Origin of the sequence: Onishia taeanensis (assembly GCF_003268885.1) — a bacterium.
In the GTDB taxonomy this organism is placed as follows: Bacteria; Pseudomonadota; Gammaproteobacteria; order Pseudomonadales; family Halomonadaceae; genus Onishia; species Onishia taeanensis_A.
Window position 1 is genome coordinate 209,910 of the sequence record NZ_QLSX01000006.1, and the last position, 12,165, is coordinate 222,074.

Sequence of the window (12,165 nt, forward strand, 5' to 3'; positions counted from 1 at the left end):
AGCCCATGCTGGTCGTTCGTCCTGCTCGCTCGGCGGATCTGCCGGCCCTTGAGCGCCTGGCCGGCACCGCCACGCCGCGCCTGACCAACCTGCCGGCTCACCGCGATCGTCTGGAAGAGCGGATCACCCGCTCCCAGCGCTCCTTTGGTCGCGCGGTCGACTTTCCCGGCGATGAGCACTACACCTTCGTGCTCGAGGACCGGGAGCGCGGCGAGGTGGTGGGTACCGCCACCATTCGCGCTCAGGCAGGGGCGGTGGACGCGTACTACACCTATCGCCAGGAAACCCTGATCCACGCCTCGCAGCAGCTCAACGTGCGCCGCGAGGTGCAGACCCTGTCGCTGTCCCACGAGGTCTCCGAGGCGTCGCTGCTCTGCGCGCTGTCGCTGGACCCGCGCTACAAGGGCACCAGCGCCGAGAGCCTTCTGCGTCGGGCGCGGCTGATGTTCATCGCCCAGTATCCGGAGCGCTTCGCCGACCTCTTGGCGGTGGCCTTCCCGGGTTTTCTCGATGAGGCCGGTGAGTCACCGTTCTGGGCGAGCGTCGGCGAGCACTTCTTCCAGCGCGGCTATCAGGAGATCAACCACATCGCCGGAGTGCGCTCGAAAAGCTTCATCGCCGAGGTGATGCCGCAGTTCCCGCTCTATCTGCCACTGCTCACGCCGCCGGCGCGGGCCGCTATCGGTCGCGAGCACCCGGATCACGAGGTGGCGCTCGAGGAGATGCTGGCCGAGGGCTTTGTGCGTAGCCGACATGTCGACATCTTCGATGCCGGCCCGGTGATCAAGGGCGAACGTGACCGCCTGGAGACCTTCCGTCGCGCCAGCTGGCATCCGGTGCGGATTCGCCCGGCGTCGTCGCTGCCCGATGCGGAGCCGGCGATGATCGCCAACCAGAAGCTCGGCGAGTTCCGCTGCGTGGTGGCCCGCTATGCCCTGTCGCCCACTGGCCAACTGATGCTGTCCCCCGAGCACGCCGAGATCCTCGGCGTCGAAGAGGGCCGCGCCGTGCTGGCCGCGCCGCTTGCGCTGCCCGACGCCATCGATGCCCTCGACGAAGGAGAACTGTGATGCGCATTCGTCCGATTGCCCGCGGCGACCTGGACGGCCTGCAGGCCCTCTCCCGACAGACCGGCGTCGGTTTCACTTCGCTGCCCGATAATCGCGAGTTTCTTGCCAGCAAGATCGAGTCGGCGGCGCGCGCCTTCGAGGAACGCACTCCGGTCGATGACCGCCTGTACTTCTTCGTGCTGGAAGACGAGGACAGCGGCGAGCTGGCCGGCTGCTGCGCCATCGAGGCCCAGGTGGGGCGCGAGGTGCCGTTTTATCACTACCGGCTCGGCACCCTGGCGCACTCCTCGGTGCAGCTCGACTTGCACCGCACCATCGACACCCTGTTCCTGAGTTCAGATCACACCGGCGATGCCGAAGTGGCCTCGCTGTTCCTGCGCCCGGAGTATCGCGGCGCGGATCGTCGCCATGAACGCAACGGGGCCCTGTTGTCCAAGGCGCGCTGGCTGTTTATGGCGCAGTTCCGCGATCGTTTCCCGGACAAGGTGCTGGCCGAGATGCGCGGCGTCTTCAACGAGGAGGGCGTGAGCCCCTTCTGGGAGAACCTGGGCAGCCACTTCTTCCCGCTCAATTTCAATCAGGCCGACCGCCTGACCGGCCTTGGCCAGAAGAGCTTCATCGGCGAGCTGATGCCCAAGTTCCCGATCTATACCACCTTCCTCTCGAAGGAAGCGCAGGCCTGCATCGGCGAGGTCCACGAGCACACCCGCCCGGCGCTCGAGATGCTCAAGAAGGAAGGGCTGCGCTGGGAAGGCTATATCGACATCTTCGATGCCGGCCCCACCGTTGAGGCCTATATCGACGACGTGCGCGCGGTTCGCAACTCGACGCTCTGCCAGGTTGAGGTGAGCGCCGAGCTCGCCACTGAGGCCGGGGGCAAGAATGAAGGTGAGAGCGGTGAGCGCCCGGAATGGCTGGTGTCGACCACTGCGATGGTCGGCTTCTGCGCCTGCTGGGTGGGCCGTGGCCCCGAGGGCGAGGTCATCACCCTGAGCGAGACCGAGGCCCGTCGCCTTGGCGTCGGCGCCGGCGACACCGTGCGGGTGCTCAGCACCTGAGCCGCTGACGATCCACCATAACAATTCGCGACCGGGCGTCACGGCAGCACCGCCCCCCGGTCCGCCACCCATTTCGCGAGCGCGGCGGCCCCGCCGCGCCGAGGGAGAGACTTCATGCACGCCAAGCAGCAACTCCTGATCGGCGGTACCTGGCTCGACGGCGAGGCCGAGGGCTTCGTCAAAATCGACCCAGTGTCACACGACACTCTCTGGCAGGCCGGCAGTGCCAGCGCCGACCAGGTCGGCGCCGCCATCGAGGCCGCCCGCGCCGCCTTCCCGGCCTGGGCCCGCACGCCCTTCGCCGAGCGCCAGGCGCTGATCGAGCGCTTCCGCGACGTACTCGACAGCCGCCGCGAAGAACTTGCCACCGCCATCGCCCAGGAAACCGGCAAGCCGCTCTGGGAGGCCAGAACTGAAGTCGGCGCCATGATCGGCAAGGTGGCGCTGTCGGTGGCCGCCTATCACGAGCGCACCGGCGAGCGCAGCAAGGATGTTAACGGCACCACCGCGGTGCTGCGCCATCGCCCCCACGGCGTGCTGGCGGTGTTTGGCCCCTACAACTTCCCCGGCCACCTGCCCAACGGGCATATGGTGCCGGCGCTGCTGGCCGGCAACAGCGTGGTCTTCAAGCCCAGCGAGCAGACTCCGCTGACCGCCGACCTGACCCTGCAGTGCTGGCGCGAGGCCGGCCTGCCCGACGGCGTGATCAATCTCGTGCAGGGCGCCGCCCCGGTCGGCCAGGCGCTCTCCGCCCACCCCGGCATCGACGGCCTGCTGTTCACCGGCAGCGCCAAGGTCGGCGGCATCCTGCAGCGCCAGTTCGCGGGCCAGCTCGACAAGATCCTGGCGCTGGAGCTTGGTGGCAACAATCCGCTGGTGGTCAAGGACGTGCCGGATGAAAACGCTGCGGTGCTGGCCATCCTGCAGTCGGCGTTCCTCTCCGGCGGCCAGCGCTGCACCTGCGCGCGCCGCCTGATCGTGCCGGAGGGTCCGGTCGGCGATCGTCTGATCGAGTCGCTGGTCACGGCCATCTCCAAGCTGCGGGTGGCCGGTCAGTTCAGCGAGGACGCGCCCTTCTACGGTGGCCTGGTCAGTGTCGAGGCCGCCGACGGCTTGCTCAAGGCCCAGGACGACCTGGAAGCCATGGGCGGCAGCGTGCTCGCGCGCATGCGCCGCCTGGAAGACGACACCAGCCTGCTGTCGCCGGCGCTGATCGACGTCACCGGCATCGCGGTGCCCGACGAGGAGCATTTCGGCCCGCTGCTCAAGGTGCATCGCTACGCTGACTGGGACGAGGCGATCGCGCTTGCCAACGACACCCGCTACGGCCTCTCAGCAGGCCTGATCGGCGGTGAGCGGGCCGACTGGGACGACTTCCTGCTGCGCATCCGCGCCGGCATCGTCAATTGGAACCGCCAGACCACCGGCGCCTCCGGCGATGCACCCTTCGGCGGGGTGGGCGACAGCGGCAACCATCGCCCCAGTGCCTATTACGCGGCCGACTACTGTGCCTACCCGGTCGCCTCCATGGAGGCCGAGAGCCTGGTGTTGCCCGAGACGCTGCCGGCGGGGGTGGTGCTATGAGTGACGTGCGGGAAGTGAACTTCGATGGTTTGGTGGGCCCGACCCACAACTATTCGGGGCTGGCCCACGGTAACGTGGCGTCGATGAGCCACGGTGGCCTGGTTTCCAACCCCCGGGAAGGCGCCCTGCAGGGCCTTGCCAAGATGAAGTCGCTGATGGACGCGGGCTATGCCCAGGGCGTGCTGCCGCCCCAGCAGCGCCCGGATCTTGGCGCCCTGCGGGCGCTGGGCTTCAGCGGCAGCGACGGCGAAGTGCTCGCCCGCGCCGCCAAGGAAGCCCCGCAGATCCTGCGGGCGGTGTGTTCGGCCTCCAGCATGTGGACCGCCAATGCCGGCACCGTGACGCCGAGCGTCGATGCCCCGGATGGCCGGGTGCACTTCACCCCGGCCAACCTGCAGTCGAGCTTCCACCGCTATCTGGAACCGCAGACCACTGGGCGGGTGCTTTCGGCGATGTTCCGGGACGAAGGCCACTTCGCCCATCATCCGGTGCTGCCGGCCACGCCCGCCTTCTCTGATGAGGGCGCTGCTAACCACACCCGCCTGTGTGGCGCCTACGGAGAGCCCGGCGTGCACCTGTTCGTCTACGGCCGCCAAGCCTTCGGCGGCGATGGCATCGAGCCCAAGCGCTATCCGGCCCGCCAGACGCTGGAGGCCAGCCAGGCCGTCGCTCGCCAGCACGGCCTGACGGATGCCCAGACGGTGTTCGCCCAGCAGCACCCGGGCGCTATCGACGCAGGCGTCTTCCACAACGACGTGATCGCGGTGGGCAATGGCCCGGTGTTGCTCTACCACGCTAAGGCCTTCCGCGACGAAGAAGGCACGCTGGACGAGCTGCGCACCAAGATGGCTACGCCCTTGATCCCGGTGCGGGTGCCGGAAGAGGCGGTCAGCCTCGAGGACGCCGTGGGGTCGTACCTGTTCAACTCGCAGCTGCTCGCCAACCCGGATGGCTCGATGACCCTGGTGGTGCCAGGTGAGTGCCAGGAGAACGAGGCGGTCTGGCGCACCATCCAGGATCTCTTGATCGCAGGCCCAAACCCGATCAACGAGGTGCTGGTCAAGGACGTCAAGCAGAGCATGCGCAACGGCGGTGGTCCCGCCTGCCTGCGCCTGCGCGTGGCGCTGTCCGACGCCGAGCGGGCCGCCGTGACCGGCCGGGTGCTGCTCAACGACGGCCTCTACGGCGACCTCACCGCCTGGGTCGAGCGCCACTACCGCGACCGTCTGGCGGTAGAGGATCTGGCCGACCCGAAGCTTGCCGTCGAGACCCTCAGCGCCCTGGATGAGCTGACACAGCTTCTGGAGATCGGCTCGGTGTATCCGTTCCAGTTGGGATAGGCCGCTGCCTCGAGGGCTTGTCCTTTGAGGCATGGCAATGCGTCGCCCCCGTCGGCCTCCCTGGCTGGCGGGGGCATTTTTTATTCTGGTAGCCTTGATTGCTGCTCCGACGCTGGCGCTTTTTATAGTGCCCCCACGCCGGCACCTTCTGCCGTGCCGCTTTTTACCTTGCCGCGAGGCTGGCACTTTCTACCGAGCCCCGACGCTGGCACAGTAACGCCTCTTCAGATTTCCTTTCACGATGCAGGCCCTGCCGATGACCTTCTCGCCGCTTGAAGCCTATGAGCACGCCCTTGAGAACGGCTTTGTCGAGGACGCTGCCCAGCGCCAGGCTGCCGAGGCGCTGGACGCCTGCGTCGCGGCGCTGCACAGAGCGAACTCCCAGGGATCAGGAGCAGGGACAACGTCCCCACGGGCAGAACGCGCCAGGGGCCTCTACCTCTGGGGGCCGGTGGGGCGAGGCAAGACCTGGCTGATGGATCGTTTTGTGGCCTCGCTTGAGGTGCCGGCGCGCCGCCAGCATTTTCATCACTTCATGCGCTGGGTGCACCGGCGCCAGTTCCAGCTGATGGGTACCGCCGACCCGCTGGGCCAGCTGGCGGCTGAGCTTGCGGGTGAGGTGCGGGTGCTGTGCCTGGATGAGCTCTACGTCAACGACATCGCCGATGCCATGCTGCTGGGCGGTGTGCTGATAGCGCTGTTCGAGCAGGGCGTGGTGCTGGTTACCACCTCCAATCAGGCGCCGGATCAGCTCTACGCAGACGGCTTCAACCGCGAGCGCTTCCTGCCGGCCATCGCCGCCCTTGAGCGGCATCTTGAGGTGATTCACCTCGACGGCGGCCAGGACCATCGCCAGCATCCGGGCGAGGCGCATGAGCGCTATTGGGTGGTCGAGCCCGGCACGCCGAGCCCGCTGCCGGCAGTCTTCGAGGAATTGGCAGCAGGGCAAACGACCACGCGCGAGCCCATCACCCTTGGCCACCGTGAGATCGACGTGAATCAGCGAGGCGAGGACGTGCTCTGGTGTCGCTACGCCATGCTCTGCGAGCAGCCGTTGTCGGCGCTGGATTTCATCGGCCTGTGCGACCGGTTTCGGTCCATCCTGCTGGATGAGGTGCCGAGCCTGGGCGGCGAGCCCGAGGCCGCGCGCATCGCCCGCGGCACCGAGGACGGCGTGGAGCGGGTGGTGGCAGGCGACCGGACGCTGCCCGCGCTCTCGCCCCAGGACGACGGCGTGCGCCGCTTCATTGCCCTGGTCGATGAGTGCTACGACCGGGGCATTCCTCTCTACCTCGCCGCCCGCGTGCCCCTCGAGGCGCTTTACTCCAAGGGGCACCTGGCCTTTCCGTTCCGGCGCAGTCTGAGTCGTCTGCAGGAGATGCAGCTTCGCCGCTTCGGTGCCTAGGCAGCGGCCGATCGGTGCTGAATGACCGGCCGTATAAGGACGAGGAGGGATTCGCCTAGCGAGAACCGCTCGCTGCTTCGCTGGCCGCCGCGCGCTTGTCACCGCGCAGCCCGTCGATGGCCAGCAGAACCAGCAGGCTCACTCCCAGCACCGGCATGCCAACCCCCAGTCCCAGGGCGATAACACCAAGCGCGAGCAGCGTGGCCGGCGGCAGGCGGCGCAGCAGTGGCCACAGGGCCTGCCCGGTATTTGGCTGACGGCGCCGCCACCACATCATGTATCCCCAGCTCACCATGACGATGATGCCGATCCCGAGCCCGGCTAACATTAGTTGGTTGGGCAGGCCGAACAGCACGCCCATGTGGGCATCGATGCCCCAGCGGGTCAGCTTGGCCGGCAGCGAGTAGTCGCCAAAGCGTACCTGATCGAGCACCTCAAAACTGTGTGGGTGGATGGCCACCTCGTCGACCTGTGAGGGCCAGCCGCGGTCGATCTCGCGCACCTTCCACGCTTGATCAGGGCCGGGCACCCTTAGCTCGATCTTGCCGGCATCCAGGCCCGCGTGGCGGGCCACGGCCAACACTCGGTCGATATCGCCCGTATTCAGAAGGGCCGTCCGGGCGTGCGAGGGCTGATGCTCCGCGTGGGCATTTGCGGCGGTGGGCGTACTGAGATCGAGCGACACCCTGGGGGTGCCCCAGCCACCGGCCTTGAGCAGGGTGAAGAAGTTGCCGCCTGCCCATTGCGACCAGGTCATGCCGGTGGCGGAGAGGGCAAGCATCCCTACCAGCAGCACCAGGCCCAGCAGGCTGTGGCGGCGTCGAGTGCGCAGGCGCTTGGCCGTCCGGGTCTGCTTGCGCGAATCGACCTGGGGCGTTGGTGAGAAGGCCCAGATGGCCAGGCCGCCGAGGGCCGCGAGCCACAGCCAGGACGCTGCCAGCTCACTGTAGAGCCGGCCGATATCGCCCTGCATCAGGTTGCGATGCAGTTGGTCGATGAAGCGCCGCAGCGGCAGCACGCCGCTGGTGCCGTAAACCGTCAGGTCACCGCGTACCGCAAGGCTCATCGGATCGATGAAGATGGCGCGATGCTCGCCGCCCTCGAGGCTTGGGTCCGTGAACATCACGCGGGTGGTGGTGCCGGGCTCGGGAGCCGGGCGGATGGCGCTGGGCGTGCGGTCATCCCCCAGATAGGCCTGGGCCGCGGCGATCTGCTGGGCAAGCGGTGCTGGTAAGGCGCCCCCCGCGCTTTCTGCGGGATCAGTGGTCAAGGCCACATGATAGATCGCCTGCTCAAGCGCCGCGTCAGGGCATAGAGGGTGCCGGTCAGCGCCGCGAACAGGATGAAGGGGCCTACCATTAGGCCGATATAACCATGTAGGCGGATGATCAGCGCCTTGAGGGTGCTGGCGGTGCGCGGGGAAGCCGTCTCGGATTCGGTCATCGGGCGTCTCTGATGTATGGAGCGATGTCCTGCGGATCAGTGCAGGGCACAGGCCTGTTCGGCAGGCGCGGCCATGGCCGCCTGCCGTCAGGGGAGTGGGGTCACGACATCAGGGAGCGCGGCGGGGCGCGGGGCGCGAACGCCGGATAAGAGGCTTCGGAGTGCGCCAGCGGGAGACTGGCCACCGGACGTGCGCGGGCGGGTGGTGGCGTCGTTGCCAGCGGTGCCAGCGTCGGCACCAGCCCCGGGGTATGAGCGAACAGCAGGCAATAGCCGCAGGCGGCCAGGGCATCGGCGTGGTGCCTCATCCCGCCGTGGTCGGCGGGCTCATGGGTCTCAGTCACGCTCGTAGCCTGAGCCTGAGCCTGAGCCTGAGCCATGGGCATGTCGGGCTGCTCATGCACCAGCAGGCGCTGCGATTGGCTGATCAGCGGGCCGACGAATACCAGCAGCATGGCGACCAGCGCCAGCCAGGCCAGGCGGCGGTCGGGTCGTATCCGCGGGCCGGTGTCGCCATGCGGGCGGTGGGCTCGGGAGTGACGTACAGGCCTTGGCAAGAGAGCGGATATCCGAAGTGAAAGGAAGAAAGGAAAGAAGCGGGCCCAGGAGCGACGCTCGCCTGAGGATGATATAGCGCACTATAAAACAGCGGCCCTATGTCGCCTACCGGCGACATAGGGCCTATTGTAGCAGGGCTCGGTGCGGCGCTTGCGACAGGGGGGTGATAGTGAGGGTTGGCCTTGAAGGCAAGTCCTGGCGCGAGCTTGCCGACGCGCTCTGACAGCCGGTGGCTAATGTTCAGAGCTCAGGAAGTAGAACCCAGGGCCTGGGCTTTCAGCATTCCACTTAGGCATCGATGGCCTTGCCAACGATCATGGCTCAAGAGCCGCTGCTGGCCCCGCCCAGCATGCCGCTGCGCAGCCCGGACTGGCTGGCATTTGAGTTGAGATGCTGGCGCACGCTGTCTTCCGGGGAGCCGGCCATCTCGCGGAACATGCCCATCGAACCGAGCAGCGCCGAGGACTCGTAGGGCACGAAGACCCGCTCGCCGTCCTTGGCCATGGTCGGCAGGGCCTTGATGTAGCTCTGACCGAGCAGGTAGCCGACTACGGTGCGCTTGTTCTCCTCGCTCTCGCCGATGGCGTTGAGCACCAGCTTGATCGATTCCTGCTCGCCCTGGGCGCGCAGAATGGCGGACTCCTTGTCGCCTTCGGCGTTGAGGATCGACGACTCGCGCTGACCCTGGGCCATGGCGATGGCGGCGGACTTCTCGCCCTCGGCTTCGGTGACGGTGGCACGACGCTTGCGCTCGGCGGCCATCTGCAGGCGCATCGCGGACTCGACCTCTTCGGGCATGGCGATGTCCTGCACCTCGACCCTTGAAATCTTCACGCCCCACTTTGAAGCCGGTTCTTCCATCGAGGCCTGGATCTCGTTGTTGACCTCGGCACGGGACTCGAACAGCTTGTCGAGTTCCATCTTGCCGACCACCGAGCGCAGGGTGGTCTTGGCCAGCACCTCGACTGCCTGGCTCATGTTCTCGACTTCGTAGACCGCCCGCTTGGGATCGATGATCTGATAGTAGAGTGCGCCGTTGATAGTCACGGTGACGTTGTCGGTGGTCACCACCGGCTGGCCGGGAAAGTCCATGACCGTTTCACGGCGGTCGATGCGAACCTCGTCGCTGGTCAGCGGCAGGTATTCCTCCCCCATCTTCTTGTAGCGGATCATGGTGATGGCGCGGGGCTGCTCGATGAAGGGGATGATGATATTGATGCCGCTCTCCAGCACCCGGTTGAACGAGCCCAGCCGCTCGATGACCATGACCTCGGACTGACGCACGATCACCAGCCCCTTGGCGATGATCACGATACCTATGACGACCACGATCAGACTGAGGATCAGTCCCGGGCTCAACGGAAATTCCATTTTCACTGCTCCTGTGATGATGCGCTGGCGGATGCCAGCGTGACGATGGCGGTGGTGCCATCGAATTCCTTGAAGATGACTTCGGTGCCCGGAGGCAGTCGAGTGGTGGTGCCGTCGGCAACGCGCAGGCGGTAGAAGTCGCCGTTGATCTTGAGGCCGCTGGCGCCATCGAAGTCGCGGTCCAGCGTCAGGTAATGTCGACCCTGCTCGGCGCCGCTGCCGGTGGTGCCATAGGCCACACCCTTGGGCGAGAAGCGAGGCCGGATCACCTTGATGGTCAGCGGAACCAGCACACCGGCCAGCACGCCCATGGCGAGCAGTTGCCCGCTAACGGGTAGCCCGAGCACGGCGGTGGTAGCCGCGGTCAGAGCGGCGGCGATGGCGAGTGCCAGCAGCAGCAGAGTGCCGGATGTCAGCTCGGCCAGGCCGAGCACCAGGGCGGCGGCGAGCCAGAGCATCGCGGGGGTCCATTGCATGACGGTTCCTTGTGGGCAGGCAGCTAGTCGCCTGTGTTATGCCGAGTACAGTGTTTCAGGCGAGGGTATCCGCGCCATTATCCGTGCGCTGCGTCGCTGAGGGGGTCAGCGCGGCGCGTCGGAAATCGCGCGGGGTTCACCGGTTTCATCGAGGATCACGCCCGGCGAGTAGGGCGTGGGCGTCTCGTCGCCAGGCGCACCGAGCACGGTCTCGCGGTGTCCATCCGGGTAGGTGTTGATGGTGCAGCCGGTGAGCAGCATCGCGAGCAGGAGGCCGGCAATAAGTGGCAGGGCGCGCAGACGAGGGTGTGGCATGGCGATGAGCCTTCTACGGATAGCACAAGATCGAAGCGTAATGCCGTGATCATACCCCGCCATTATGCCTGGTGACATCTTCGTGACCGCTCTCTTGGTGTCATATCATCGAACGTCATCCGCCTCTACCATGAAGGGACTGGCCGCTATCATGGCTATTGCCCCTTATCGAGGAGACACGCCGCATGTCGCAGCCCCTGACACGCCATAACCGACCCCAGCAGGTGCTCGATGCCATCGATGCCGCCAACGCCAGCCTTTCCGATGCCGACCGGGAGGCCAAGTTCGCCAAGCTGGCACAGTCGCCGTACCGCTTCTTTCGTGGCACCAATCATCTCTACTGGGACGATGTCTGGCACGATTGGCGCTTCGCGCTGTTCGGTGGCCTGCCCGAGACCCAGACCTGGCTGCAGGGCGATGCCCATGCCTACAATTTCGGCGCCTATGGCCACCACGACGATGCGGTGCGCTACGGCATGGATGATTTCGACGATGCCCTGATCGGCGACTATCAGTACGATCTTTGGCGGCTGGCCATCAGCCTAGTGCTCGACGCCCGCGAGAACGTCGGCCTGTCGCGCAAGGGTATCCGCAAGGCATTGAAGAAGCTGCTCGAGAGCTATCACGACGAGCTGGCTGGCCACGTGCGCGGCGAGGCGCCGATGGCCGTGACCCTCGAGACCGCCAAGGGACCGCTGGCGCCTTTCCTCGAGAAGGTGACCCGCAAGGAAAGCCGGGCCAAGATGCTCGACAAGTGGACCACCCTCGACGAGACGGGGCGGCGCTTCGCCGTCGAGGACCGCCCAGAGAAGCTGGCCCGGTTGCCTGCACACCTGGGCAGCCAGCTGCGTAAGGCCATCGAGGAGGAATACCGCAATACCCTGGGCGGGGCGCGCGCCGAGGCCGAGGAGGATCACTTCCGGATCAAGGACATGGCGCGGCGTCTCGACGCCGGCACCGGCTCGCTGGGGCTTGAACGCTATTACGTGCTGATCGAAGGCGGGCGCGGGCTCGAACACAAGCATGAGCACGACGACGTGATTCTCGATGTGAAGGAACAGACGCCCCCTGAGGGCTGGCGCAAGATGAATGCCGCCGAGAAGCGTGCCTGGAAGGCCACCTTCCCCCATGAAGGCACCCGCCATGCCGCCGCCTTCAGCGCCATCGCCGAGTATCCCGATCTCTACCTGGGCTGGCTGCACCTGGGCGAAAGGGTGTTTTCGGTGCGGGAGCGCTCGCCGTTCAAGGAAGACTTTCCCACCCACAAACTCGACGGCGCCAAACCCTACCGTCAGCTGGTCAAACAGTGGGGGCGGATTCTCGCTCGCGAGCACCTGCGCGGCGCCCGTGCGCTCAACCAGGAAGACCCGGCGCGCTTTGCACGCAATGTTTGCGAGCGACTCGATGGCCGGCTGGAGCCGTTCGTCGAGGTCGTCAGCACCCTGGCGGTGACCTATGCCGACTGCGTGGCACAGGATTACCGGGTCTTCGTCGAGGCCCGTATGCCCGGCTATTCGGACAAACCCTAGCCGGTGCTATGATCGG

At 66.5% G+C, this 12,165-nt stretch carries 10 protein-coding genes and 1 pseudogene; 6 read left to right on the forward strand and 5 right to left on the reverse strand.

The genetic code is table 11. The features are described from left to right. Positions 1 to 5: 5 nt before the first annotated feature. The 5 genes from BCL93_RS10080 to zapE all read left to right on the forward strand — a co-directional run bounded on the left by BCL93_RS10080 (position 6) and on the right by zapE (position 6,457). A complete protein-coding gene (locus tag BCL93_RS10080) occupies positions 6 to 1,070 on the forward strand; it encodes an arginine N-succinyltransferase (RefSeq protein ID WP_112055148.1) in 1,065 nt (354 codons plus the stop codon). Beyond that, positions 1,070 to 2,128, forward strand: a complete 1,059-nt coding sequence (astA, locus tag BCL93_RS10085) for an arginine N-succinyltransferase (RefSeq protein WP_112055149.1) — start codon at positions 1,070 to 1,072, stop codon at positions 2,126 to 2,128. Before BCL93_RS10080 ends, astA begins: the two co-directional genes overlap by 1 nt. A gap of 114 nt (positions 2,129 to 2,242) precedes the next feature. Continuing rightward, positions 2,243 to 3,712 carry a succinylglutamate-semialdehyde dehydrogenase gene (gene astD, locus BCL93_RS10090; protein WP_112055150.1) on the forward strand — a complete coding sequence of 490 codons (1,470 nt, stop codon included), beginning with the start codon at positions 2,243 to 2,245 and terminating at the stop codon, positions 3,710 to 3,712. Further along, entirely contained in the window at positions 3,709 to 5,052 is a 1,344-nt protein-coding gene (gene astB, locus BCL93_RS10095) for an N-succinylarginine dihydrolase (protein ID WP_112055151.1), read from the forward strand. The genes astD and astB overlap by 4 nt, the downstream gene beginning before the upstream one ends. Before the next feature lie 241 nt (positions 5,053 to 5,293). Next, complete coding sequence (zapE, locus tag BCL93_RS10100; protein WP_258396331.1) at positions 5,294 to 6,457, forward strand: cell division protein ZapE; 1,164 nt, start codon at positions 5,294 to 5,296, stop codon at positions 6,455 to 6,457. A 55-nt stretch (positions 6,458 to 6,512) separates the two neighbouring features. On the opposite strand, the pseudogene BCL93_RS10105 reads toward zapE, so the two are convergent. The 5 genes and pseudogenes from BCL93_RS10105 to BCL93_RS10125 all read right to left on the reverse strand — a co-directional run bounded on the left by BCL93_RS10105 (position 6,513) and on the right by BCL93_RS10125 (position 10,620). Next, a pseudogene (locus BCL93_RS10105) lies at positions 6,513 to 7,900 on the reverse strand (PepSY-associated TM helix domain-containing protein). A gap of 101 nt (positions 7,901 to 8,001) precedes the next feature. Then, on the reverse strand, positions 8,002 to 8,457 hold the full coding sequence (locus BCL93_RS10110; RefSeq protein ID WP_146742484.1) for a DUF2946 domain-containing protein: 456 nt from the start codon (positions 8,455 to 8,457) through the stop codon (positions 8,002 to 8,004). Between the two features lie 322 nt (positions 8,458 to 8,779). Further along, positions 8,780 to 9,829 (reverse strand): SPFH domain-containing protein, encoded by a 1,050-nt coding sequence (locus tag BCL93_RS10115; RefSeq protein WP_112055153.1) that lies wholly within the window; start codon positions 9,827 to 9,829, stop codon positions 8,780 to 8,782. A 2-nt stretch (positions 9,830 to 9,831) separates the two neighbouring features. Further along, entirely contained in the window at positions 9,832 to 10,305 is a 474-nt protein-coding gene (locus tag BCL93_RS10120; RefSeq protein WP_112055154.1) for an NfeD family protein, read from the reverse strand. 105 nt (positions 10,306 to 10,410) lie between these two features. Beyond that, a complete protein-coding gene (locus BCL93_RS10125; RefSeq protein ID WP_112055155.1) occupies positions 10,411 to 10,620 on the reverse strand; it encodes a hypothetical protein in 210 nt (69 codons plus the stop codon). A 185-nt stretch (positions 10,621 to 10,805) separates the two neighbouring features. On the opposite strand from BCL93_RS10125, the gene BCL93_RS10130 reads away from it, so the two are divergent. Continuing rightward, complete coding sequence (locus tag BCL93_RS10130) at positions 10,806 to 12,149, forward strand: DUF2252 domain-containing protein (RefSeq protein WP_112055156.1); 1,344 nt, start codon at positions 10,806 to 10,808, stop codon at positions 12,147 to 12,149. The last annotated feature ends 16 nt before the right edge of the window (positions 12,150 to 12,165 follow it).

Coding starts and splice junctions, on each gene's coding strand:
- BCL93_RS10080 (WP_112055148.1), top strand. CDS start 6: ATGCTGGTCGTTCGTCCTGCTCGCTCGGCGGATCTGCCGGCCCTTGAG.
- astA (WP_112055149.1), top strand. CDS start 1,070: ATGCGCATTCGTCCGATTGCCCGCGGCGACCTGGACGGCCTGCAGGCC.
- astD (WP_112055150.1), top strand. CDS start 2,243: ATGCACGCCAAGCAGCAACTCCTGATCGGCGGTACCTGGCTCGACGGC.
- astB (WP_112055151.1), top strand. CDS start 3,709: ATGAGTGACGTGCGGGAAGTGAACTTCGATGGTTTGGTGGGCCCGACC.
- zapE (WP_258396331.1), top strand. CDS start 5,294: ATGCAGGCCCTGCCGATGACCTTCTCGCCGCTTGAAGCCTATGAGCAC.
- BCL93_RS10115 (WP_112055153.1), bottom strand. CDS start 9,829: ATGGAATTTCCGTTGAGCCCGGGACTGATCCTCAGTCTGATCGTGGTC.
- BCL93_RS10120 (WP_112055154.1), bottom strand. CDS start 10,305: ATGCAATGGACCCCCGCGATGCTCTGGCTCGCCGCCGCCCTGGTGCTC.
- BCL93_RS10125 (WP_112055155.1), bottom strand. CDS start 10,620: ATGCCACACCCTCGTCTGCGCGCCCTGCCACTTATTGCCGGCCTCCTG.
- BCL93_RS10130 (WP_112055156.1), top strand. CDS start 10,806: ATGTCGCAGCCCCTGACACGCCATAACCGACCCCAGCAGGTGCTCGAT.